This window comes from Streptomyces sp. JLBT605 (assembly GCF_058215555.1).
Window position 1 is genome coordinate 737,762 of the sequence record NZ_CM177087.1, and the last position, 23,497, is coordinate 761,258.

The following is a 23,497-nucleotide window of genomic DNA, read 5'->3' on the forward strand; positions in this document are numbered from 1 at the left end:
GGCGGCGGCTGTGGCATGGTCGGACGCGGGGGCCGGCGCGGTCCTGCGCGGGCTCCCGGCCGATACGGGAGCACGGAGACGGGCGCATGGAGACAGGAGTATGGAGACGGGATCCACCCTCACCGACACCGCGGCGGAGCACCTCGACGCCCATTGGCGCGCGCTGAACTACCTGGCGGCCGGCCAGATCTATCTGCGCGGCAACGCACTGCTCACCGAGCCACTGCGGCCCGAGCACATCAAGCCGCGGCTGCTGGGCCACTGGGGCACCTGTCCCGGGCTGAACCTGGTCTACACACACCTCAATCGGGTGATCTCCGAGCGTGATCTGGACACGGTCTGCGTCTGGGGGCCGGGGCACGGCGGCCCGGCGGTGCTCGCCGGCGCCTGGCTGGAGGGGACGTTCGGCGAGCTGAACCCGGATCTCGGCCGGGACCTGGCGGGCATGAACCGCCTCTTCCGGCAGTTCTCCACACCGGGCGGGGTGCCCAGCCATGCCGCGCCGCAGGTGCCCGGCTCCTTCCACGAGGGCGGCGAGCTCGGCTACTCCCTCGCCCACGCCTACGGTGCGGCGCTGGACAACCCGGGGCTGCTGGTGGCGTGCGTGATCGGCGACGGCGAGGCGGAGACCGGGCCGCTGGCCGCTTCCTGGCACGCCGACAAGTTCCTGGATCCGGTCCACGACGGCGCGGTGCTGCCGATCCTGCACCTCAACGGATACAAGATCGCCAACCCTTCGGTGGCGGCCCGGCTGCCGGAGGACGAACTCGACTCCCTGCTGCGCGGTTTCGGCCACGAGCCGCTGTACGTCACCGGCACCCTGGACAGCGACCCGGCCCAGGTACACCGCGACATGGCCGCCATGCTGGACCTCGCGCTGGACCGGATCGCCGCCGCGCAGCGCGCGGCCCGGGAGGAGGGCGACCGGCGGCGGCCGCGCTGGCCGGTGATCGTCCTCCGTACGCCCAAGGGCTGGACCGGGCCGGGCGAGGTGGACGGCGCGCCGGTGGCGGGCACCTGGCGCTCCCACCAGGTGCCGCTGGCCGAGGTCCGGGAGAACGCCGACCACCTGAGCCAGCTGGACCGTTGGCTGCGCTCGTACCTGCCGCAGGAACTCTTCGACGAGCAGGGGCATCCGCGTGCGCCGGTGCTGGAGTGCGTGCCGGCCGGGGACCGCAGGCTGGGTTCCAACCCGCACGCCAACGGCGGCCGGCTGCTGCGCGAGCTGCCGCTGCCGGACCTGGGCCGCTTCGCGGTGCGGGTCGACGGGCCGGGAGCCGCGAGCCATGAGCCGACGCGGGTGCTGGGCGGGCTGCTGCGCCAGGTGATGGCGGACACCGCCGACCGCCGCGACTTCCGGGTGGTGGGCCCGGACGAGACCGCGTCCAACCGGCTCCAGGACCTGTACCAGGTGACGGAGAAGGTCTGGCAGGCCGAGCTGCGGGACACCGACGAGCACCTGGGGCCGCACGGGCGGGTGATGGAGGTGCTGTCGGAGCATCTGTGCCAGGGGTGGCTGGAGGGGTATGTGCTCACCGGGCGGCACGGGCTGTTCTCCTCGTACGAGGCGTTCGCGCACATCGTCGGCAGCATGGCCGCCCAGCATGTGAAGTGGCTCAGCACGGCCCGCACCATCCCGTGGCGGGCGCCGGTGGCCGGCTTCAACTACCTGCTGACCTCGCATGTCTGGCGCCAGGACCACAACGGCTTCTCGCACCAGGATCCCGGCTTCATCGACCAGATCCTCAACAAGAGCGCGGACGTGGTGCGGGTGTACCTGCCGCCGGACACCAACACCCTGCTGTGCGTCGCCGACCATGTGCTGCGCACCCGCGACGTACTCAATGTGGTGGTCGCCGGCAAGCAGCCGGCCTTCGACTGGCTCGGTCTGGAGGAGGCCCGCGGTCACTGTGCGCGCGGCGCCGGGATCTGGCCGTGGGCGGGGACCGAGCGGCCGGGAGCGGGCCCGCAGGTGGTGCTCGCCTGCGCCGGGGACGTGCCGACCCAGGAGACGCTGGCGGCGGCCTCGCTGCTCCGCCGCCACCTGCCGGAGCTGGCCGTACGGGTGGTGAACGTGGTCGACATGGCGCGGCTGCTGCCGCGCGAGGAGCATCCGCACGGGATGACCGAGAAGGAGTTCGACGCGCTGTTCACCCGCGACCGCCCGGTGATCTTCGCCTACCACGGCTATCCCTGGCTGATCCATCGGCTGACCTACCGGCGGGCGGCGCATCCGAACCTGCATGTGCGCGGCTACAAGGAGATGGGCACCACGACCACCCCCTTCGACATGGTGGTGAGCAATGACCTCGACCGGTACCGGCTGGTGATGGACGTCATCGACCGGGTGCCGGGGCTGGCGACGCGGGCCGCCGCGGTCCGCCAGGCCATGGCGGACGTGCGGTACCGGCACCACGACTGGATCCGGGAGCACGGCACGGATCTGCCGGAGGTGACGGAGTGGCGGTGGGCGGGCTGAGCCCAGAGCGCCGGCCGCGGCTGGGCTGGGCTGGGCTGGGCTGGGCTGGGCTGGGCTGGGCTGCGAAATGGTCGCGCTCTCATCCCGTTGTTCGACGGCGAAACGAAAGAATTCCATCGCCAAAATTCTCAGTCTGCTTACCCGCCGAGATCTCATTCGGCCATCAAGCGCATCCAATGGGACAAGTTCTGTCGCAAGCGCGGTCTGTGCGCCAACGGCTCGTAACCTCTGCTCTCTGACTCGGACCATCAGGGGCACCGTCGGCGGGGGCGAAGCACAGCCGGGTCGGGACGCGGCGGTGATGCACACCGCGGCCGACCAGGCGTGCGATCGGACGTTCCCCGACCCCGGCGACGAACGGATCGATCTCACGTGCGACGACGCTTTCCCATCCCTGACGCTCCGTCGACCCGGTCGGCGCGGTTCGCCGCGCCCCACCCCCACCGGGGGCCGGGCGCCGCGGTGGCCGGCGCCGGCCGCTCCGCCCCGGAGGAGAACGTCAAGCGGCTGCTGAAGCGCCGGTTCACCGCCCGGGAGCTGCCGGAGCTGCGGGTCCAGATCGAGCAGTGCGCCGCCTGGGCCGGGCTGCCGGAAGCCCGCCGCGGCGACTTCGTGCTGGCGGTCGACGAGATCGCCACCAACGCCGTCGAGCACGCGGGGGGCCGGGGCTCGCTGCTGCTCCGCCGCGTCGGCGACGAGCTGGAGTGCCGGATCAGCGACTCCGGCCCGGGCTTCTCCGAGGATGTGATCCCGCGGCTGCTGCCGGGGCTCGACGGGGCGACCAGCGGGCGCGGCCTGTGGCTGACCCAGCTGGTCACCGACCGGCTCGCGGTCAGCTCCGGGGCCCCCGGCGCGGTGGTGACGCTGGCCATGCGGCTGTCCTGAACCCCGCGCCCGGGTGCGCGGACCCCTACTTGGGCGCGTGCTCACCGAGGTAGAACAGCAGCCAGAGGAAGGCCGCGAAGAGATGCCCGGCGACGATGTAGATGAACACCCGGAACGCGACGGCGCGCTCCTTGTACTCCTCGGTGCCCGCGCCGCCGTGCGCGGCCGCGGCGGCGGCACGCGTCTGCTCGTCCGGGCCCTGTGTCATACCGGTGAGTGTACGCCCGCCGGGTGTCCCCTCCGGGCGCCCCCGGCGGCCTCGGCGGCACACGGCGGCGCACCGGGCACATGACCGAAGACCGCCGGCGGTCCCGCCTCCTTAGCGGGCGGCGAAAGCCGTGATATTGCTCTCTGTTCACCGGACCCGCGGATATACCGATTCCTACGCGGTATTCACGAACGGACAAGGGGGGTGCGGGACTGTGCGAGCAGCTCGGGGAGTGTGGCAGTGGCGGCGCAATCCGCTCCGCCGCGGTACCGACCTGGCCGAGGCATGGGCGGCGCTGGTCGCGGCCCTGCTCATCGTGTGCGCCGCGCCGCTGGTCGGCTGGGCGACCGGCGCCGCCACCCATGAGGCGCTGCTCGCTACCGTGCGCGCGCAGACGGAGCAGCGCCGCCCGGTCCTGGCGACCGTGGTCCGGGTGGACGCCCAGCCGCCCTTCGACACCGATCCCGAGACCTCCTCCGCCGGCGACGCCTACCGCCCGGTGGTCGCCGCGTGGCGCGGGCCGGACGGCAGCAGGCACACCGGCACCATCCGCGCCACCCGGCCCGTCTCCCCCAAGGACTCCGACAGGCTCCGTCCAGGGGGGACCCCCAGCCCCGGTGATCGCTTCCGGATCTGGACCGACCGGCTGGGCAAGCCGGTCCCCCGCCCGCTGGACCCGGCCACGGCCTCGGCGCACGCGGTGCTCGCCGGGGTGGCCGGCGGCATGGCGGCGGCCGGGCTGGTGGAGGCGGTCCGGCGGCTGATCGTATGGCGGCTGATGCACCGGCGGTACGCCCAGTGGGACACCGCGTGGGAACGTGCCGGGCAGGACTGGGGCAGAGCGGGCGCGGACAGCTGACCCGCCAACTCCCCCTCCTCCGCGCACGCTACGGTGGGGCCTTCACGCACGCGGCTCAGCGGCACGGTCGCCCGCGGTCGGCACACGTACGAGGTGGGGGCACAACAGCACCATGGCACAGGGCTCGGTGGTCCAGGTGACGCACAGCGGAACGTCGCGCTGGCGGCGGCGAACAGGTGAGTACGCCTCCCTCGCCGCGGCCCTGGAGGCCGCCGGGGAGGGCGACACCCTCTCCATCGCGCCCGGTACCTACCGGGAGAACCTCGTCATCGACCGGGCCGTGACCCTGCGCGGCCCCGAGGGCTCGCGCGGCGCGGTGCGGATCGCCCCGGCCGACGGGGTGGCGCTGGTCATCCGGGCCTCCGCGACCGTGCGCGACCTGCACATCGAGGCCCAGGACGCGACCTCGCCCGCGCTGCTGGTCGAGGACGGGACGCCGGAGATCAGCGATGTGCGGGTGGCGACCCGCTCGGCGGCGGGCGTGGAGGTCCGCGGCGGGGCCCGCCCGACGGTGCGCCGCTGCTCGGTGGACAATCCGGCCGGGGTCGGCTTCAGCGTGCTGGACGGCGCGGGCGGCGTCTTCGAGGAGTGCGAGGTGGTGGCCGCGGGCCAGGCCGGTATCGCGGTGCGCGGCGGCGCCCATCCGCGGCTGGACCGCTGCCGGATCCACCACACCTCGGGTACGGGGCTGGCGATCACCGGCGAGGGCAGCGCGGTGGAGGCCGTGGGCTGCGAGGTGTACGAGGTCAGGGGCGCGGGCGTGCAGGTCTCGGCGCGCGCCACCGGGCACCTCACCGACTGCCGGGTGCACCGCACCTCGGCCGACGGCGTCAACCTGGACACCGACGCGGTACTCACCCTCGCCGACTGCGACATCCATGACGTCCCGGAGAACGCGGTCGACCTGCGGTCGCGTTCGGTGCTGACGCTGACCCGCTCCACGGTGCGCCGGTTCGGCCGCAACGGCCTGTCGGTCTGGGACCCCGGCACCCGGGTGGACGCCAACCAGTGCGAGATCCATGACAGTACCGGCGACTATCCGGCGGTCTGGGTGAGCGACGGGGCCACCGCGGTGCTCGACGCCTGCCGGGTGCACGACGTGCCGGACGCCCTGTTCGTGCTGGACCGCGGCTCCCGGGCGGATGTGGTGGACAGCGACATCTCGCAGGTGCGGAACACGGCCGTGTCGGTGAGCGACGGCGCCACCGCCCAGCTGGACGACTGCAGGATCCGGGAGGCGTCGACCGGCGCCTGGTTCCGCGACCACGGCAGCGGCGGCACCCTGGCGGGGTGCACCATCGACTCCATCGCGACCGGAGTGATCGTCACCAAGGGCGCGGACCCCACGGTGGAGCGCACCACGGTCAGCGCGCCCACCGAGGCCGGCTTCTACGTCTCGGCCGAGGGCCGGGGCACCTTCCACGGCTGCCGGGTGACGGGCAGCAGCGGCTACGGCTTCCACATCATCGACGGCTGCCGGACGACGCTGACCCGCTGCCGCACCGAGCGCTGCGCGCGCGGCGGCTATGAGTTCGCCGAGCCGGGGCCGGTGAGCGAGGACTGCACCAGCGACGAGAGCGCGACGACGGCGCCCGAGCCGACGGCGCCGCGCGCCGCGGTGCAGGCCGCGGCCGGGTCGACCGGGCTGCTGAGCGGACCTCCGGCGCCGCGGGTGGCGCTGGACACCCCGGCGTCCGCGGCCGCCCCCGCCGCGGCGCCCGCTCCGCCGGCCCGGGAGGCCAAGGAGGTGCTGGGCGCGCTGGACGCGCTGGTCGGCCTGGACAGCGTCAAGCGGGAGGTGCGCGCCCTCACCGACATGATCGAGGTGGGCCGCCGGCGGCAGCGGGCGGGGCTGAAGGCCGCCTCGGTCCGCCGCCATCTGGTCTTCACCGGCTCGCCCGGCACTGGCAAGACCACCGTGGCCCGCCTCTACGGGGAGATCCTGCACTCGCTGGGGGTGCTGGAGCGCGGCCACCTGGTGGAGGTCTCCCGGGTGGACCTGGTGGGCGAGCACATCGGCTCCACCGCGATCCGCACCCAGGAGGCGTTCGACCGGGCGCGCGGCGGGGTGCTGTTCATCGACGAGGCGTACGCGCTCTCGCCGGAGGACGCCGGGCGGGACTTCGGCCGCGAGGCCATCGACACCCTGGTGAAGCTGATGGAGGACCACCGCGACGCGGTCGTCGTCATCGTCGCCGGATACACCGCGGAGATGGAGCGGTTCCTGTCGGTCAACCCGGGTGTGGCCTCGCGCTTCTCCCGCACCATCACCTTCGGCGACTACACGCCCGAGGAGCTGCTGCGGATCGTGGAGCAGCAGGCCGAGGAGCAGGAGTACCGGATCGGCCAGGGCGCGGTGGAAGCGCTGCTGAAGTACTTCACCGCGATACCCAGGGGCGCCGCCTTCGGCAACGGCCGCACCGCGCGCCAGACGTTCGAGGCCATGGTGGAGCGGCACGCCGGTCGGGTCGCCCAGCTGGCCGACCCGACCACCGAGGAGCTGACGCTGCTCTATCCGGAGGACCTGCCGCCGCTGCCCTGAGCGGGCACCGCGCAGCCGCCGCTGCCGGGCAGCCTGTCCAGCAGCGCGGCGCGCTCCCGGGTGAAGACCGGGTCGGCCTGGTAGTCGGAGTGGCCCAGGATGGGCGCGGGAAGGGGGTGTTCGGGGGTACGCCCGTAGGCCAGCGGGTCCTTCAGGGCGCCGCAGTCCACCTCGGGCCCGGCACCGTCCGGCAGCCGGATGGGTCCGCCGATCGGGTCGGTGTACCGCCACAGATTGCGCCAGCAGCGCACCTCGCGGTGGAGGGCGCGCAGCGGGCGGGGGCCGAAGTAGGCCGGGAACCACCGTCCGTACAGCCGCTCCAGCGGTGAGCCGTAGGTGAGCAGGGCGACCTGACGGCGGGTGCGGCGGTCCAGCTGCCAGACGGCGGCGGCCGCCAGCACGCTGCCTTGTGAGTGCCCGGAGATGACCAGCCGGCCGCCGGTCCGCTCGGTCCAGGTCTGCATCCGCCAGGTGAGGTCGGGGACGGCGCGCTCGGCGTAGCAGGGCGGCGCGAAGGGGTGGGCCGCGCGGGGCCAGAAGGTGCCGACGTCCCACAGGATGCCGATGGTGCGGCGGGCGGACGGGCTGCGGTAGGCGCGCCGGGCCCAGGTGACGAACGTCAGGAACGCCAGGCCCATCAGCCAGGAGCCGAGCGCCTGGGCGGTCTGCACCGTGGCGTCGAGCAGCTTGTTGGTCCCGTCGGCGGCCCGGCCGGGCACCTCGTGGGTGGTCCACGCCCCGGCCACCGCGCCCGCCCCCAGGAGCAGGGAGAACAGCGCCAGCGGGCCGATGATGCCCGGCAGGTCGTCGGTGATGCCGGCGCGGGCGATGGTGCCGGCGATGCGCCGGGTGCGCACCCCGTCGGGGCGCTCGCCGGGGTAGCCGTCGGGGACGGTGGAGATGAGCCGGGCGCGCACCCGCCACACCCGCCAGGCCATGACGGCGGCCAGGATGAGCAGCGCGATCAGCAGCAGGGGGACGGCCGCGGCCTCCCAGGACAGCAGGACCGGGGGCCCGGCCAGCGGCCCCTGGCCCATGCCCGGGGTGGCCGAGCCGTCCATCCAGTCGGCGACCCGCTGTGCGACGCCGCCGGAGAGCAGGGCCCCCAGCGCGCAGGCGAACATCGCGACGGCCGCGCCGCCGAGCCCGTACAGCGGGGTGCGCGGGGTGGGGGAGGCGCGGTGCAGCAGCAGGGCGCACACCGCGATGCCGGTCACCAGGGCGCCCTGGCCCAGGGCGAGGACGCCGAAGGTCTGGTCGCCCGCCAGCCGCCCCCGGGAGGTCCAGTCGGGCCGGTCCCAGCCCGCGTACAGCACGGAGAGGGCGAGCACGCCGAGTGCGGCGGCGGGCAGCGCGGTGATGGTGACGCGGTCCAGGCGGTCGTCCAGCCGGGTCTCGCTGCGCCCTCGGCGGCAGACCACCTGGATCACGATCAGTCCGCCCGCCACCAGCAGCCCGGTCAGCAGCCACCCGGACACCTCCAGCGCGGTACTGCCGCCCGCCGCGCGGTCGTGGCGGGCGGTGGCCCCGGTGACGGCGGCCGCGACGGTGAGGAAGCCGGCGGCGGTGTGGGCGGCGCGCAGCCGGGCGACCAGCCTGCGGCCGTACCAGAAACCGGGCAGCCGCAGCGCGGGGCGGTCACCGGCCTCCGGGTCGCTCCCGCCGGCCCGGGTGGGCGCCTGGGACTCGTACGCGCTCCAGGTGCGGTTGGACAGGTACCACAGCAGGCCGGTGAGGGCGGTGGGGAAGATCGCGGCGACCGCGAGCCGGCGGCCCGGCTGGCTCCACCAGCCGCCGTCCCCCGCCGACATGAAGGCCAGCCAGGAGCGGTGGTCGGCGCAGGCGGCGGCGCCTGCGCACTGCCAGGCGATCAGGTCCAGCGCCACCTCGCAGGCACCGGCGATCAGCAGCACGGTGAGGCTGAGGGCCACCAGCCGCACCAGCACACCGTAGACGCGCACGGTCCTGGTGCGGCGGCGGGCGCGCGGCCGCATCCAGTGGGCGAGATTGGCGATCATGAAGGGCAGCAGGAGCAGCCACAGGGCGCGGGCGCCGTTGCCCGAGGTGAGGTTGGACCAGCAGTACGCCTCGCGGACCGGCTGCTTCTGGTAGTCGTCCGGCCGGTCCTCGGCGTCCGCGTCCTCGATCCGCCGGTAGACCCCCGCGGTGTCGTCCCCGGTGACCCGGACGGTACGCGGGTCCGCCAGCATCCGTTCGGGGGTGGAGCCGCCGACCCCGTGCACCAGCAGCTCCAGCTCCAGCGGTTCCCGGTGGTGCGCCGGCTCGATGCTCCCCGCCGGCTGTTCCTGCGCCGGTGCCTTCCTCCCCGGCGCTCTCCTCCCCGATGCCGGCTGCCCCGCCGGCAGCACCTTCCGCGGTGCCCCCTCGTCCGGCGTGGCGCGCTCATGCGTGGTCGATGCCACCGTGTCCCCCCGATCCCCGGTGCAGTGCTCGCTCCTCCAGGATTCCCGTCGGGGCGCGGCGCGTCCCTCGCGACAGGCAGGCGAGGCGAAATCGTGATGCGGCGCCGACCGGGCCGCCTGTCACCGTCCCGTGGGAAGATGGGCACACCCCCCGCGGACGGCTGATCGATCCGGAACGAACAGCCCACGGCTGGAGTACTCCCCCGGGCTCCGTCCGGGGCCACCCCCACCTGGGGGCACCCCCGGGACGGAGTCCGGGGAGTGAGCCCTGGGGAGAACAAGGGAGAAGAGTGAGCGACAACCAGAACCTTCTCGCGGAGCAGCGGCGCGCCCTGATCCTCGATGAGGTGAGGCGGCGCGGCGGGGTGCGGGTCAATGAACTCACCCGCAAACTCAATGTCTCCGATATGACGGTCCGTCGCGATCTGGACGCCCTGGCCCGGCTGGGGGTGGTGGAGAAGGTGCACGGCGGCGCGGTGCCGGTGGCCGAGGCGAGCACCTACGAACCGGGGTTCGAGGCGAAGTCGACGCTGGAGCTGAGCGCGAAGGAGGACATCGCGCGGGCCGCGGCGCGGATGGCGGTGCCGGGCAGCGCGATCGCGCTGGCGGGCGGGACGACCGCGTTCGCGCTGGCCCAGCAGCTGGTGGATGTGCCGGATCTGACCGTGGTGACCAATTCGGTGCGGGTCGCCGATGTGTTCTACACGGCGCAGCGGACGGCGGCCGGCGGCAGTCCTGGCCTGCGTCCGGGGGCGGCCACGGTGGTGCTGACCGGTGGGGTGCGCACGCCGTCGGACACCCTGGTGGGTCCGGTCGCGGATGCCGCGATCCGCTTCCTCCACTTCGATGTGCTCTTCCTCGGGGTGCATGGCATATCGGTGGAGGCGGGGCTGTCCACGCCGAATCTGGCGGAGGCGGAGACCAATCGCCAGTTCGTGCGGTCGGCGCGGCGGGTCGTGGTGGTGGCGGATCACACCAAGTGGGGCACGGTGGGCTTGAGTTCGTTCGCCTCGCTGGACCAGGTGGACGCCCTGGTGACGGATGCCGGGCTGCCGGAGCGGGCGCGCGCCGAGATCGCCGAGCATCTGCCGGAGCTGATCGTCGCGGGGGAAGGGCCGGAGGCCGCGGACATCTGACGGCCCGCCGGCTGCTGACGGCCCGCCGGCTGCCGCAGACATCCCACCGGCCGCTGGCTAGGGTGTGTCCATGACACACCACTTACGTCCCGTCGGTCTCGATTTCCTGGACGCCGCCCCGCTGCGGCTGGAGTTCACCACCCGGGTGGCGGCATCGCCGGAGGCGGTCTTCGGGGTGCTCCGGGATGTCGGGAGCTGGCCGCGGTGGTTCGCCGCGGTCAGCCGGGCGCGGCCGCTGGACGGCGGCGAGCGGCGCGAGATCCGGCTGCGCGGCGGGGTGCGCTTCACCGAGACCATCGTGGCGGCCGTGCCGGCGACGGCCTATGCCTACCGGGTGGACACCACCAACGCGCCGGGGCCGCGCGCCCTGCTGGAGGAGTGGCGGCTGGCCCCGGCCGGCACCGGCACCCGGGTGCGGTACACCTTCGCGCTGGACGCGCCCGCCTGGGCGCGGGCGGCGGCGCGGCTGGGCCGGCCGGGCATCGGGCGCGCCTTCCGCCAGGCGATGCGCGCCCTGGACCGCGAGGCGGCCGCCGCCGGCCGGAACCCTTGAGGGCGCCGCCTGACGCACACCCTCGGCGCGGCGGCCGCCGCGCCGAACGGCTCAGTCAGGCCAGCGGCCGGTGGCGAGGAAGACGTCGATCGCGGCGGTGTACGGCGCGATGTCCAGCCCCTGCTCCGCCAGCCAGGCGTCGGAGTAGTACTTGTCGAGGTAGCGGTCGCCCGGGTCGCACAGCAGGGTGACCACACTGCCGGTGCGGGACTCGGCGACCATCTCGGCGACGATCCGCAGCGCGCTCCACAGCCCGGTGCCGGTCGAGCCGCCCGCCTTGCGGCCGATGGCCTGCTCCAGGGCGCGCACCGCGGCGACGCTCGCCGCGTCCGGCACCTTCATCATCCGGTCGATCGCGCCGGGCAGGAAGCTGGGCTCCATCCGCGGTCGGCCGATGCCCTCGATGCGCGAGCCGCGGTCGCTGGAGGCGTCCGGGTCGTGGTGCACCCAGCCGTCGAAGAAGCAGGAGTTCTCCGGGTCGGCGACGCAGACCCGGGTGTCGTAGCTCATGTAGTGGACGTAGCGGGCGATGGTCGCGGAGGTGCCGCCGGTGCCCGCGGTGGCCACCACCCAGGCCGGTTCCGGATACCGCTCCAGACGGAGCTGCTGGTAGATCGACTCGGCGATGTTGTTGTTGCCGCGCCAGTCGGTGGCCCGCTCGGCGTAGGTGAACTGGTCCATGTAGTGGCCCCCGGTCTGCGCGGCGAGCCTGGCCGACTCCTCGTACATGGTCCGCGGGTCGTCGACGAAGTGGCAGCGGCCGCCGTGGAATTCGATCAGGCGGCACTTCTCCCGGCTGGTCGTGCGCGGCATCACCGCGATGAACGGCACCCCGATGAGTTTGGCGAAATACGCCTCGGAGACGGCGGTCGAGCCGCTGGACGCCTCGATGACGGGCTTGCCGGGGCGGATCCAGCCGTTGCACAGGCCGTACAGGAACAGCGAGCGGGCCAGCCGGTGCTTGAGGCTGCCGGTGGGGTGGGTCGACTCGTCCTTCAGGTAAAGGTCGATCCCCCACTCCTCGGGCAGCGGGAAGCGGAGCAGATGGGTGTCGGCGGACCGGTTGGCGTCGGCCTGCACCTTGCGGACGGCTTCTTTCAGCCAGTCCCGGTAGGCGGTGTCGCTCCGGTCCACGTCGATGGTTCCGGTTACCGCCCGCTGAGTGGTGTCCGTGCCGTTCATGGTGCTGTTCCTTGCGCTGGTGCCCGCGACCCGGCTGGATGCCCGTGCCGCCGCCCGACTGGAGCAGCCGGACGTTTCGATCATATGTGGGCACTGGTGTCCAGCCCGTCTCCCGGGCAGACTGCGCAGCAGGGACACTGTGATAGCGGGGCGGAAGCCAGCTGAGTCACCGGGGAGGCGGTCGATATGGCCGATACCGAGTTCAATGCCCGTGGAGTGCGGATCGAGCGCTTTCTGCGCTCCGTCACCCACGCCGGGCAGGTGCTGATCAAGGACGGGCGGCTGGAGCTGCTGACCAGTAACGGGCGGGAGATCGACAGTGCCCCGGTGCAGTCGGTGCGGGCCACCAAGCCCTGGTTCGCCGACGAGGACCAGGCGCGGGCGACGGTCAACGGCACGCGCTACCGGCTCACTCTGGCGCAGCAGGACGCCGCGGCCACTCCGACGGCACCGTCCGGCGGTACGGCCAGCCGTTTCCTGGACGCGATACGGAGTGCGCGGGGGCGGAGTTCGAAGGACTGAGTGCACCCGAGTTGCGCATGCGGGCGGGTGGGTCGACCCTGGACGAGTATCAGTATCACTGAGGGTTAATCGGCGGTGACGCTGAGAACCGGCCCCTCCGGTCGTGGGCGGCAGCCACCACTGCCGGCCACGTTCGCCGCCCGCACCTGAATCAGGCTAGCCCTAACTCTTCTTCAGGGAGTCGCAGCCGTGATCAGTCGTCCAAGCAGGCATTGCACGGTGGAGCTGCAGGCTCTGCCCTCGCGGATCGGCCAGGTCCGCAGAATCGTATCGGCGCAGTTGCGCTACTGGCATCTCGATCCGCTCATCGAAGCGGCGGCGCTCGGCGTCACCGAGCTGCTGACCAACGTCCACCGGCACGCCGAGCCGGACAAGCAGTGCACGGTGGAGATCCAGCTCCTGCTGGACCGGCTGACGGTGTCGGTCCGGGACCGCGACGCGCGCCTGCCCCGCCTGTGCGAGGCGGACCCGGTCAGCACCCACGGCCGGGGGCTGACCCTGGTCGCGGCGGTCAGCGAGAGCTGGGGCATGCACGCGAGGGACGACGGCAGCGGGAAGGTCGTGTGGTTCACCCTCGCCGTGCCGCAGCCGGTCGCCGGCGGCGCGTCGCCGCTCGCGGCGCACGGCACGGCCCGGGCCGTCCCGACGGAGCGGTACAGCGCGCCGCCCGACCGCAAGGACCGCTCGCGTCCCCCCGCCGGGGCGTCGCGCGAGCGCGCCACCGCCCGCACCGCCGTGTCCGGCTGAATCGCCGCGCCCGGCCGAGACGGACGGGTCCGGCTGACCGGGGAGGGCACGCCGGACCACGCGGCACGCGGCACGCGGCACGCGGCACGCGGCACGCGGCACGCGGCACGCGGCACGCGGCACGCGGCACGCGGCACGCGGCACGCGGCACGCGGCACGCGGCACGCGGCACGCGGCACGCGGCACGCGGCACGCGGCACGCGGCACGCGGCACGCGGCACGCGGCACGCGGCACGCGGCACGCGGCACGCGGCACGCGGCACGCGGTGGGAACGCGCCCGAGCGGGCCGGGGTAACGCCGAAGGCCACGACCCGCTCCAGCGTGTCGCCCCCGCGCGCCCGGCCTGACGCCGCCGTCCACCTGGCGCGCCGTCACCGCCCGCCGCCCGCCGTGGGCGTGTCGTCCGCGGAGACGGCCAGGGCGGTGAAGCGGCCGGCCGGCGAGTCGACGCTCACCCCGTCCACGGCCGCACCCGGGTGTCCCCGGAACCGCGGATCGTCACGGCGTCCACCATTCGGGCTGCGGGGGCGGTCATGAGGTGCCCTCCGTGCGGATGCGGCCGAACTGCTCGTCAAGGACGGACAGTCGGCGCCAGTACTCGTCCTCGTCGATCTCGCCGGCGGCGAAGCGGCGGCCCAGCACCGCGATCGGCGACTGTGCGTCATGGGCCGATCCGCCGGACCGCTGCCAGGGTGGGCGCCCGCGCCACACGGTGCGCCGCAGCAGGAAGATCCCGCCGGCCACGACCACGGCCCAGATGAGCGGGAAGACCAGGACCCACGGGCCGGGGCCGTCGCCGTGGGCGAGAGCCTGCGCCAGGGTGTTCATCTCGGTTCAACTCCTCGGGTGCGAAGTGCTGCCTTCCCTTCGAGCGTGGCGGGGGCCACCTGAGAAGTCGTCGTACGCCCAGCGACACCTGGCGTACCGCCCGGGGAGTACGCCGCGCGGGATGCGGTGCTCCCGCCGTCGCCACCGCCCGGATTCCAAGATCGCTGGCATTCTGTACCTACTAGTATGTACAGTGCGCTCATGAGCACCCCTGAACGCTTGATCGAAAGCACCCAGGACCTGCTGTGGGAGCGGGGCTACGTCGGCACCAGCCCCAAGGCGATCCAGCAGCGCGCGGGCGCCGGGCAGGGCAGCATGTACCACCACTTCAGCGGCAAGCCCGATCTGGCACTGGCGGCCATCCGGCGGACCGCCGAGCAGATGCGCGCCGCCGCCGAGGCGGCCCTGGCCGGCCCCGGCACCGCGCCCGACCGGATCCGCGCCTATCTGCTGCGGGAGCGCGATGTGCTGCGCGGCTGTCCGATCGGGCGGCTGACCATGGACCCGGACGTCATCACCGATCCGGACCTGCGTCAGCCGGTCGAGGAGACGCTGGACTGGCTGCGCGGCCGGCTCGCCGGGATCGTCGCCGAGGGCCAGCGGCACGGTGAGCTGGACACGGCGCTCGACCCGGCCGAGATCGCGTCCACGGTCGTGGCGACCGTGCAGGGCGGCTACGTACTCGCCCGCGCGGCCGGGACGACGGATCCCTTCGACACCGCCGTGCGCGGGCTGATCAGCCTGCTCACCGCCCGCACCGGCACCGGCCGCTGACCCACCACCGACCCCTGGGCCGCGCGCCCGCGCCGGCGCGCCGCGGCCTGCAAGGAGGAGAGCGCAACCATGCGGATCACCAGGAACCGCCCCGACACCCTGCCCGGCCCCGCGGAGTGCTTCACCGGCGAGGTCTGGCTGGACGAGATCGCGACGCCCCCGGCCCCTTCCCGGCTGCGGATGTTCAGCGTCCACTTCGCTCCCGGCGCCCGCACCGCCTGGCACCGCCATCCGCACGGCCAGGTGCTGCACGTGACCGAGGGCGCCGGGCTGGTGCAGCGCGAGGGCGGCCCGGTCGAGGAGATCCGGGCCGGGGACACCGTGTGGATCGAGCCCGGCTCGCTGCACTGGCACGGCGCCGCACCGCGCACCTTCATGACCCATCTGGCGGTGGTCGAGGCCGCCGCGGACGGCACCACCGTCGAGTGGGCCGCGCAGGTCGACGACGCGACCTGCCCGGCCGCCTGACGGCCCGTCATCCAACGACCGAACACGTCCCAGCCCCCGCAGACAGGAGTGGCCAGATGCAGGCCCTGCAGTACCGGATCACACTGCCCGCCGACTACGACATGAGGATCATCCGGCACCGGGTGGAGTCCCGCGGCCATCTGCTGGACGACTTCCCCGGGCTCGGGCTCAAGGCGTACGCCATCCGCGAGCGCGGCGTGGACGGCTCGCCGGTCAACGCTTACGCGCCCTTCTACCTCTGGGCCGACCCCCAGGCCGTGAACCGCTTCCTGTGGGGCGCCGGGTTCCGGGGCGTCGTGGAGGACTTCGGCCGGCCCACCGTCGAGCACTGGCAGGGTCTGGCCTTCGAGCCGGGCCCGGCCCTGGGCCGCACCCCGCGCGCGGCGGTCCGCCGGACCGAGACGATACCGGCGGGGACCGACCCGGCCACGGCCGTCGAGCGGGCGCTGGAGGAGACCCGGGAGCGGGCCGGCACCGCCGGGGTGCACTGCACGGCGCTGGCGATCGACCCCCGGCACTGGGAGCTGATCCACTTCACCCTCTGGGAGGACGCCGCCCCCGAGGGCTCCGGAGACCGCTTCCGGGTGCTCCACCTGTCCGCGCCGCACCTCGCCGACCTTCCCGTCGGGCGGCACTGGTGACCCCGGACCGAGTCTCCGCCGTCCGGACGGTGCTCGGTGACATCGCGCCGGAGGAACTGGGCTTCTGCGACGCCCACGACCACCTCTTCCTGCGCAGCCCGCTGCTGCCCGGCCAGGAGCTGGACGACCCGGCCGCGGCCGAGGCCGAGCTGCGCGCCTTCCGGGCGGCGGGCGGCCGGTCGGTGATCCAGTGGACGCCGTACGGCATGGGGCGGGAGGCCGGGCGTCTTCCCGAGCTGGCCAGGGTCACCGGCGTCCATGTCGTCGCCGCCACCGGGCTGCACCAGGCGGTGCACTACGCGCCCAAGGTGCTCGACCGGATCCGGGACCGGCTGGCCGATGTGTTCACCCGGGAGCTGACCGAGGGCATCGGCGGCACCGGGCCCCGAGCCGGAATGATCAAGGTGGCCGGGGGCTTCCACGGCCTGGACGCGCACGCCCGGCAGACCATGACGGCGGCCGCGCTGGCCCACCACCGCACGGGTGCCCCGATCGGGGTGCACCTGGAGCTGGGCACCGGCGCCCTGGACGTCCTGGACCTGCTCTGCGGGGAGCTGGAGGTGCCGCCGGAGCGGGTGATCCTGGGCCACCTCAACCGGGCGCCCGACCTCGTGACGCACCGGCTGCTGGCCGAGGCGGGCGCGTACCTGGCGTTCGACGGCCCGTCCCGCGCCCACCACGCGACCGACTGGCGGCTGCCCGACGCGCTCGCGGCACTGGCGGACGCCGGGTTCGCCGACCGGCTGCTGCTGGGGGGCGACACCACGACCGCCGGGGCCCGCGCGGACTCCGGCGGCGGTCCCGGCATGCCGTATCTGCTGCGACGGCTGCGCCCCCGGCTGGCCCTGACACTGGGCGAGGAGTTGGTGGACCGGATGCTGACCGCCAATCCGGCCCGCGCCTTCGCGGTCGCGTGGTGAGCGCCTGCCGCCCGGCGGCGGGCGGCAGGCGGTAGCCGGCAGTTGGCGTGTGGCGGGTGGCAGGGCGCCCGGTGGCCGGGCCGGGCGCGGGCGTCAGGCCGTGGTCAGGGCCGCGAGCGGATCGTCGAGCACCGGCTGCCATGCCAGCTCGGCGGCGCCGACCAGGCTGTTGTGGTCCAGGGTGCAGGGCAGGATCGGCACTCCCCCGCTGCGGCCCCACAGGCTGCGCTCGGCGACCACCGCGCGCAGCCGCTCCGGGTCGGACTCCAGCAGTTCGCGGTGGAACCCGCCGAGGATGATGCGGTCCGGATTGAGGATGTTGACCAGCCCAGCGAGGCCGAGTCCGAGCCGGTCGGTCAGCAGATGCGCCGCGGCGCGCACCGGTGGCTCCGCGCTGTGGCCGCGGAGCAGGTCCTTGGCCTGCTGGAGGAGCGAGCCCTCGGGGCCGGGCGGGTGGCCGGCCGCGGTGAGGAACGCCAGCGGATCGGCCTCGATGTCCAGGCAGCCGCGGCTGCCGCAGTGGCAGGCCGCGCCCTCGGGGTTGACCGTCAGATGGCCGACCTCCAGGGCGAGTCCGGCGCTGCCGGTGTGCAGCCGCCCGTCGAGGACCAGCGCGCCGCCGACGCCGCGGTGGCCGGTCGCCACGCAGAGCAGGTGCTGGGCGCCGCGACCGGCGCCGTGGCGGTGCTCGGCGAGCGCGGCGAGGTTGACGTCGTTTCCGGCGAATCCGGCGTGCGGGATCCCGGCCCGCTCCAGGCTGCGGGTGAACAGCTCGCGCACCGGGGCTCCGGCCGGCCAGGCGAGGTGCAGCGGGTTGAGCGCGGTGCCCTCCGGCTCGGCCACCGCGGACGGCACGGCCAGGCCCGCGCCCACGCAAGCCCGGCCGGTCTCGCGCAGCAGCCCGGTGCCCGCCTCCACGACCGCGTCCAGGATGCGCGCGGGATCGGCGGGAACGGTCATGCAGCCGGGGGCGGTGGCCACGATCCGGCCGCCCAGTCCGACCAGGGCCGCGCGGAAGCCGTCCGCGTGCACCTGTGCGGCGAGCACCACGGGACCGCGCGGCGCGATGGCGAGCCGGTGCGAGGGGCGGCCCTGCCCGCCCGCGGCCGCAGTCGGCCGCGCGTCGACCTCGATGAGGCCCAGCGCCTCCAGCTCGGCGGCCACGGCACCGGCGGTCGCCCGGGTGACGCCGAGCTCAGCGGTGAGCACGGCGCGGGTGGGTGCGCGGCCGGTGTGTACGAGCTCCAGCGCCGGGCCCAGGGCGCCTCTGCCCCGTTCCAGCTTTGTCCGTGTCTGGGTCACAGTCCCATTCTCACTTTGTATCCTCGCTGAACAAAACCCGCCACCCATGATCCGCGATCTTCGCCTCGGGACGGCGGAAGCGCCACCGGGTTCCGCCGGGGGAATCCGGGCGCCGGGAGGCCCGGAGTACCGTGGTGGCACGCGTGCGAACGGGGATACGCGTGCCGGGAGTCGGCGTCGCCGGACCGGCCGGGGGACCACCGAGTGGGTAAGGACCGGGCAGGATGGCAGCAGCACGGGACCAGGCCGCGCGCGACGCGATGACCGTGGAGATCACCTTCGCCGTCGTCACCGGAGCGCTGCTGGCGGCGGCCGTCTTCGTCACCGTCGCGAGTCCGGCGCTCTTCGGTGACCTCGGCCCGGCCGCCACCGCGACCTGGCTGAAAGCGGGTGCCACCGCCGCGGCGGCCGGCTTCGCCATCCGGGTGGTGCGGGTGCTCCGCCGGTTCGCCCACGCCCAGGCGGCGCGACCGGGCGCATGACGGGACGCGGAGGCGGGGGCACGGCAGGGCCCGTGAGCGGGGGCGCGGCCGGTTGGCGGTGTGCGGGCGGGCGCTGGGGCCGCTCGGGGCCGGGGCTGGTCTGGCACCACCCGGTGCACGGCGAGCGGGTCTCCCCGCTGAGCCCGGACCGCGAGCTGGCCTTCACCACCGGGGCGCGGCGCGGCTGTACGGGCGTGCGCCGGGGCAAGCGGCATACGCCGTGCCCCGTCGGCGCCGAGGTCTCGGCGTCCGCGATCTCCGCGCAGTGTCCCGAGTGCGCCCGGCTGGACCGCTCGCACTCGGTGGCCGCCGACACCCTGGCTGACGATCCGCGCCCCTATGACGTCTATCTCGCCTGGTTCGCCCCCGGGCTGATCAAGGTCGGCATCACCGCGACCGAGCGGCAGGGCGCCCGCCTGCTGGAACAGGCCGCGCTCTCCTCCGCGTTGCTGGGGCGCGGGCCGCTGATGGCCGCGCGCCGGGCGGAGGCCGTGCTCGGCGCCGCGCTCGGTGTGCCGGACCGCTTTCCGTACGCCGCGAAGCGGGCCGCGCGCGAGGAACTCCCCTCCCCCGAGGCGCGCGCCGATGAGCTGGCAGCGCTCCACGCGCGGGCGCGGACGCTGCCCGGACTGCCGGAATCGCTGACCCCGCTGCCCTGGGCCCCGGTGCACCACGACTCGGCCTACCGGCTGGACCGGCTCCGGCGGGCCGGCCCGGTGCGGGGCCTGCTGCGGCTCACCGCCGGGTGCACGGTGGCGGGTTCGATCGTCTCGGTGGCCGGTCCCGATCTGTATCTGGCCACGGCCGACGGCCGGGTCCTGCTGCTGGATCTGCGGCAGCTGGCGGGCTGGCCGCTGTCGGCGGCGGCGCCGGAGGCCGTGACCACCGCGCCGGTCAGCCGGCCGCACGCCGCGGCGGAAGCGGAGCCGGAAGCGCTGTTCTGAGCGGTACCGGGCGTTCGGCCATCAGGGGCCTGCCGCGCCGGGCAGAGCCGATTCCGGCCGACCTGAGCCCGTCCCGGACGTTCTGGGCCGTTCCGGCCGGCCTGAGCCGTTCCGGCCCGCCTGAGCCGTTCCGGCCGGCCTGGCCGTACGCGGGTCAGCCGAGCCAGCCGGGGCGGACCAGGCCCGACTCGTAGGCCAGCACGACGAGTTGGGCGCGGTCGCGGGCACCGAGCTTGACCATGGTGCGGCTGACGTGCGTCTTGGCGGTGAGCGGGCTGACGACCAGCCGCCGGGCGATCTCCTCGTTGGACAACCCGATGCCGACCAGCGCCATCACCTCCCGCTCCCGCTCGGTCAGCGCGGCCAGCCGGGCATCGTCCGCGGGCTCCTTGGAGCGGGCGGCGAACTCGGCGATCAGGCGGCGGGTGACGCCCGGTGAGAGGAGCGCGTCGCCGGCCACCACGGCCCGTACCGCGCGCAGCAGTTCCTCCGGCTCGGTGTCCTTGACCAGGAATCCGGAGGCGCCGGAGCGGATCGCCTCGAAAACGTATTCGTCGAGCTCGAAGGTGGTGAGCATGACGACCCGGACCTCTGCGAGCCCCGGGTCCCCGGTGATGCGGCGGGTGGCGGCCAGCCCGTCGAGCCGCGGCATCCGGATGTCCATGAGCACCACGTCGGGGTGGAGCGCGGCCACCTGATCGAGCGCCTGCTGCCCGTCGGCGGCCTCGGCGACCACCTCGATGTCGGGCTGGGCGTCGAGCAGCGCACGGAAACCGGCCCGGACCAGGACCTGGTCGTCGGCGAGCAGTACGCGGATCGCGCCTTCTTCCGCGCCGGTTCGCAAGGTCTGGTCTGTCGCCGAGGTCTTGTCGGTCACGGGTTCTCCTCCGGTGTCTGCCCGTCCCTTTCCCCTGGGGGCTCCCCCGGAGGCTCCCCCGGGGGCTTCCCCGGGTCAGCGGTGGCGTGCGGGATCCGGGCGCGGACCCGGAATCCGCCGTCGGGGCGGGGGCCGGCCTCCACCGTCCCGCCGAGCGCCGCCGCCCGCTCCCGCATGCCGATCAGGCCGTTGCCGCCGGCGGTGGTGGTGTCGCCGGTCGCCGGGCCGTCGTCGTCGACGGTCACCTCGAACTCGCGCTCCGCGTGGCGCAGCCGCACCCGCGCGGTGCGCGAGCCGGAATGGCGCACGATGTTCGTCAGCGCCTCCTGGACGATGCGGAAGGCGGCCAGATCGACGCCCGGGGGCAGGGCGGTGGGGGTGCCCTCCCGGGTGACCTCCACGGTCAGCCCGGCGCCCGACGCCTGCTCGGTCAGCTCGGCCAGCCGGTCGAGGCCGGGCGCGGGCGTGCGCGGCGCGTCCCCCGGTGCGCGCAGCGCGCTGAGCACCTGGCGCACTTCGCCGAGCGCCTCCTTGCTGGCGGATCTGATGGTGGTGAGCGCGGTACGGGCCTGCTCCGGATCCTGGTCGAGCAGTGCCAGACCCACGCCCGCCTGGATGTTGATGACCGAGATGCTGTGGGCGAGGACGTCGTGCAGCTCGCGGGCGATGCGCAGCCGTTCCGCGTCGGCCCGCCGCTGCTCGGCCGCGGCTTGTTCGGCCCGCTCCCGGGCCCACTGCTCGCGGCGGGCCCGGACCAGCTCGCCGCCGGCCACGACCGCGATCACCCAGGCGGCGACCACGAGTTCCTCCGCCCAGGGGGCGGCCTGGTCCCCGCCCGGCGGCAGCCACCGGTACAGCCAGTGTGCGAGCAGCAGATGCCCGGCCCACATCGTGCCGATGGCGGCCCACGCGGCGTACCGCCGCCCGGCGACCACGGCCGCGAAGCAGCCGACCACCACGCTGATCAGGATCGGCCCGTAGGGGTAGCCCGCGCCGAGGTAGAGCAGGGTGCCGGCGACGGTGGCGAAGGCGGTGAAGACCGGGTGACGGTGGCGCAGCACGAGCAGCGCGGGGATGAGGACGAGCAGCAGCACCCCGAACGGGTCCAGGTCCACCCGGTCCGGCTGGTTCTCGTCGGCGAAGCGGGTGCCGGCCACGGTGAGGGCCACCAGGGCGAGGGTGGTCCGCCAGGGCAGCCGGGCCCGTCCGGCCGGCGCCTTGGCGCCGAGCCACGGCGGCGCCCACGGACGCGGACCGAGTGCCAGTCGCCACCGCCCCGGTCCGTCGTCCCGCCGCCACGTCGGTCCCTCGCTCATACCGGCCACGCTAGCCCCGGGCGGGGACGGCGGCGTCCGCCCGGCGCGGGCGGAGGCCGTACTCCCCCGGGAGTAGACCCGGCACATCCACCACGGCGTGACCCCGCGACGGGCCGTTCGGCGAGCGCGGTCGCCGACCCGCCGGACGCCCCTAGCCGCGGTCCATCGCCGTCAGCGCGCGGCGCGCGGTCGGGTGGGTGCGCACGATCTCGGCCAGGCTGGTCGTGCCCCGGGTGATCTTCGTGAACGCGCGCCAGGCCGGCCGGAAGCCGGTGAGCGCCGCGTGGAACATCCCCGGGCGGCGCGCGAAGGCGCCGTACATGCGGCGCCCGACGCCCATCTCCACACCGAGCCCGGCCTTGATCGCGAAGGCGTAGTTCAGCGCCTGGCGGCGGGCGTCGACGGCGTCGTGCGCCTCCGCGATCCGCACCGCCCACTCGCCCGCGAGCCGCCCCGAGCGCAGCGCGAAGGAGATCCCCTCCCGCGTCCACGGCTCCAGCAGTCCCGCGGCGTCCCCGCACACCAGCACCCGGCCCCGGGAGAGCGGCGAGTCGTCCGCGCGGCACCGGGTCAGATGCCCGGAGGAGATGCTCGGCTCGAATCCGGCCAGGCCGAGCCGGGCGATGAAGTCCTCCAGGTAGCGCTTGGTGGAGGCGCCCTCGCCGCGGGCCGAGATCACGCCGACGGTCAGCGAGTCGCCCTTGGGGAAGACCCAGCCGTAACTGCCGGGAATCGGCCCCCAGTCGATGAGCACCCGCCCCGCCCAGTCCTCCGCCACGGTCGGCGGAACCGGGATCTCCGCCTCCAGACCGAGGTCCACCTGGTCCAGCTTGACCCCGACATGGGCTCCTATCCGGCTGGCGCTGCCGTCCGCGCCGACCACGGCGCGGGCCAGCACCGTCTCCCCGTCCGCGAGCACCACCGCGACGGTGCGCCGGTCGGGGACGGACGGGCCGTGCTGCTCCACCCGGGAGACGGCGGTGCCGGTGCGGATCCGGGCGCCCGCCTGCTCGGCCGCATCGACCAGGGCCGCGTCGAACTCGGGGCGGTTGATCAGGCCGAACAGCGGCTGCTTGGAACGCCGGGTGCGGGACAGCTTGCCGTTGAGCGAGAAGGTCACGGCGTGCACCCGCTCGCGCAGCGGGAGTTCGAATCCGGGCGGCAGCGCTTCCCGGGACGGACCGATGATGCCGCCACCGCAGGTCTTGTACCGGGGCAGTTCGGCCTTCTCCAGCAACAGCACCCGGCGCCCCGCGCAGGCCGCGGCATACGCGGCGGACGCACCCGCCGGGCCCGCGCCCACCACCACGACGTCCCACACCGCATGGTCCTCGCGCTCTTCCGGAGAGGTATCGTTCCCGGCTGCGCTGTCGCTGCTCACGTGTGCTTCCGCTCCCACTCGACCGAA

22 protein-coding genes are annotated in these 23,497 nt (G+C 74.4%); 14 read left to right on the forward strand and 8 right to left on the reverse strand.

Annotation, left to right across the window (positions count from 1 at the left end):
• Positions 1 to 100: 100 nt before the first annotated feature.
• The gene (locus AC4BDD_RS03445; RefSeq protein WP_490689475.1) at positions 101 to 2,479 is read left to right on the forward strand and encodes a phosphoketolase family protein; all 2,379 of its coding nucleotides are present in this window, start codon (positions 101 to 103) and stop codon (positions 2,477 to 2,479) included.
• 462 nt (positions 2,480 to 2,941) lie between these two features.
• The gene (locus AC4BDD_RS03450; RefSeq protein WP_490691639.1) at positions 2,942 to 3,364 is read left to right on the forward strand and encodes an ATP-binding protein; all 423 of its coding nucleotides are present in this window, start codon (positions 2,942 to 2,944) and stop codon (positions 3,362 to 3,364) included.
• A gap of 25 nt (positions 3,365 to 3,389) precedes the next feature.
• Here AC4BDD_RS03450 and AC4BDD_RS03455 read toward each other — a convergent pair whose 3' ends face one another.
• A complete protein-coding gene (locus tag AC4BDD_RS03455) occupies positions 3,390 to 3,572 on the reverse strand; it encodes a DUF6126 family protein (RefSeq protein ID WP_490689476.1) in 183 nt (60 codons plus the stop codon).
• Between the two features lie 214 nt (positions 3,573 to 3,786).
• Between AC4BDD_RS03455 and AC4BDD_RS03460 the strand changes: the two genes are divergently transcribed.
• Positions 3,787 to 4,431 carry an Rv1733c family protein gene (locus AC4BDD_RS03460; protein WP_490689477.1) on the forward strand — a complete coding sequence of 215 codons (645 nt, stop codon included), beginning with the start codon at positions 3,787 to 3,789 and terminating at the stop codon, positions 4,429 to 4,431.
• A 112-nt stretch (positions 4,432 to 4,543) separates the two neighbouring features.
• Positions 4,544 to 6,973 (forward strand): right-handed parallel beta-helix repeat-containing protein, encoded by a 2,430-nt coding sequence (locus AC4BDD_RS03465; RefSeq protein WP_490689478.1) that lies wholly within the window; start codon positions 4,544 to 4,546, stop codon positions 6,971 to 6,973.
• Here the strand turns inward: AC4BDD_RS03465 and AC4BDD_RS03470 are convergent.
• Positions 6,943 to 9,183, reverse strand: coding sequence for a hypothetical protein (locus AC4BDD_RS03470; protein WP_490691640.1), 2,241 nt, complete (start codon positions 9,181 to 9,183; stop codon positions 6,943 to 6,945). The two genes, AC4BDD_RS03465 and AC4BDD_RS03470, sit on opposite strands and share 31 nt — an antisense overlap.
• Positions 9,184 to 9,686: 503 nt before the next feature.
• Between AC4BDD_RS03470 and AC4BDD_RS03475 the strand changes: the two genes are divergently transcribed.
• Positions 9,687 to 10,532 (forward strand): DeoR/GlpR family DNA-binding transcription regulator, encoded by an 846-nt coding sequence (locus AC4BDD_RS03475; protein ID WP_490689479.1) that lies wholly within the window; start codon positions 9,687 to 9,689, stop codon positions 10,530 to 10,532.
• 70 nt (positions 10,533 to 10,602) lie between these two features.
• Entirely contained in the window at positions 10,603 to 11,085 is a 483-nt protein-coding gene (locus AC4BDD_RS03480) for an SRPBCC family protein (protein ID WP_490689480.1), read from the forward strand.
• Between the two features lie 51 nt (positions 11,086 to 11,136).
• Here the strand turns inward: AC4BDD_RS03480 and cds1 are convergent, their stop codons facing one another.
• Entirely contained in the window at positions 11,137 to 12,267 is a 1,131-nt protein-coding gene (gene cds1 / locus AC4BDD_RS03485) for an L-cysteine desulfhydrase Cds1 (protein ID WP_490689481.1), read from the reverse strand.
• A gap of 186 nt (positions 12,268 to 12,453) precedes the next feature.
• Between cds1 and AC4BDD_RS03490 the strand changes: the two genes are divergently transcribed.
• Together AC4BDD_RS03490 and AC4BDD_RS03495 are read left to right on the forward strand one after the other, a co-directional pair.
• Positions 12,454 to 12,789 carry a hypothetical protein gene (locus AC4BDD_RS03490; RefSeq protein ID WP_490689482.1) on the forward strand — a complete coding sequence of 112 codons (336 nt, stop codon included), beginning with the start codon at positions 12,454 to 12,456 and terminating at the stop codon, positions 12,787 to 12,789.
• Positions 12,790 to 12,978: 189 nt separating this feature from the next.
• Positions 12,979 to 13,536 carry an ATP-binding protein gene (locus AC4BDD_RS03495; RefSeq protein WP_490689483.1) on the forward strand — a complete coding sequence of 186 codons (558 nt, stop codon included), beginning with the start codon at positions 12,979 to 12,981 and terminating at the stop codon, positions 13,534 to 13,536.
• Positions 13,537 to 14,068: 532 nt separating this feature from the next.
• Here AC4BDD_RS03495 and AC4BDD_RS03500 read toward each other — a convergent pair.
• The gene (locus AC4BDD_RS03500; protein WP_490689484.1) at positions 14,069 to 14,365 is read right to left on the reverse strand and encodes an SHOCT domain-containing protein; all 297 of its coding nucleotides are present in this window, start codon (positions 14,363 to 14,365) and stop codon (positions 14,069 to 14,071) included.
• A 186-nt stretch (positions 14,366 to 14,551) separates the two neighbouring features.
• On the opposite strand from AC4BDD_RS03500, the gene AC4BDD_RS03505 reads away from it, so the two are divergent.
• The 4 genes from AC4BDD_RS03505 (at position 14,552) to AC4BDD_RS03520 (ending at position 17,168) form a co-directional block, all read left to right on the forward strand.
• The gene (locus AC4BDD_RS03505; protein WP_490689485.1) at positions 14,552 to 15,139 is read left to right on the forward strand and encodes a TetR/AcrR family transcriptional regulator; all 588 of its coding nucleotides are present in this window, start codon (positions 14,552 to 14,554) and stop codon (positions 15,137 to 15,139) included.
• A gap of 69 nt (positions 15,140 to 15,208) precedes the next feature.
• Positions 15,209 to 15,607: a (R)-mandelonitrile lyase gene (locus tag AC4BDD_RS03510; RefSeq protein WP_490689486.1), complete on the forward strand. Its 399-nt coding sequence runs from the start codon at positions 15,209 to 15,211 to the stop codon at positions 15,605 to 15,607.
• Between the two features lie 56 nt (positions 15,608 to 15,663).
• Positions 15,664 to 16,248, forward strand: coding sequence for a DUF4865 family protein (locus AC4BDD_RS03515; RefSeq protein ID WP_490689487.1), 585 nt, complete (start codon positions 15,664 to 15,666; stop codon positions 16,246 to 16,248).
• A complete protein-coding gene (locus AC4BDD_RS03520; protein ID WP_490689488.1) occupies positions 16,245 to 17,168 on the forward strand; it encodes a phosphotriesterase family protein in 924 nt (307 codons plus the stop codon). Before AC4BDD_RS03515 ends, AC4BDD_RS03520 begins: the two co-directional genes overlap by 4 nt.
• A 93-nt stretch (positions 17,169 to 17,261) precedes the next feature.
• Here the strand turns inward: AC4BDD_RS03520 and AC4BDD_RS03525 are convergent, their stop codons facing one another.
• The gene (locus AC4BDD_RS03525; protein WP_490689489.1) at positions 17,262 to 18,518 is read right to left on the reverse strand and encodes an ROK family protein; all 1,257 of its coding nucleotides are present in this window, start codon (positions 18,516 to 18,518) and stop codon (positions 17,262 to 17,264) included.
• Positions 18,519 to 18,694: 176 nt separating this feature from the next.
• On the opposite strand from AC4BDD_RS03525, the gene AC4BDD_RS03530 reads away from it, so the two are divergent.
• Both AC4BDD_RS03530 and AC4BDD_RS03535 read left to right on the forward strand, forming a co-directional pair.
• Complete coding sequence (locus tag AC4BDD_RS03530; RefSeq protein WP_490689490.1) at positions 18,695 to 18,952, forward strand: DUF6332 family protein; 258 nt, start codon at positions 18,695 to 18,697, stop codon at positions 18,950 to 18,952.
• Positions 18,949 to 19,896: a DUF2797 domain-containing protein gene (locus AC4BDD_RS03535; protein WP_490689491.1), complete on the forward strand. Its 948-nt coding sequence runs from the start codon at positions 18,949 to 18,951 to the stop codon at positions 19,894 to 19,896. Before AC4BDD_RS03530 ends, AC4BDD_RS03535 begins: the two co-directional genes overlap by 4 nt.
• Before the next feature lie 154 nt (positions 19,897 to 20,050).
• Here AC4BDD_RS03535 and AC4BDD_RS03540 read toward each other — a convergent pair whose 3' ends face one another.
• From AC4BDD_RS03540 to AC4BDD_RS03550, 3 genes are all read right to left on the reverse strand, one after another.
• Complete coding sequence (locus AC4BDD_RS03540) at positions 20,051 to 20,713, reverse strand: response regulator (protein WP_490691641.1); 663 nt, start codon at positions 20,711 to 20,713, stop codon at positions 20,051 to 20,053.
• 56 nt (positions 20,714 to 20,769) lie between these two features.
• Positions 20,770 to 22,089: a sensor histidine kinase gene (locus tag AC4BDD_RS03545; RefSeq protein ID WP_490689492.1), complete on the reverse strand. Its 1,320-nt coding sequence runs from the start codon at positions 22,087 to 22,089 to the stop codon at positions 20,770 to 20,772.
• 151 nt (positions 22,090 to 22,240) lie between these two features.
• Positions 22,241 to 23,470, reverse strand: a complete 1,230-nt coding sequence (locus AC4BDD_RS03550) for a geranylgeranyl reductase family protein (protein ID WP_490689493.1) — start codon at positions 23,468 to 23,470, stop codon at positions 22,241 to 22,243.
• Between the last annotated feature and the right edge of the window lie 27 nt (positions 23,471 to 23,497).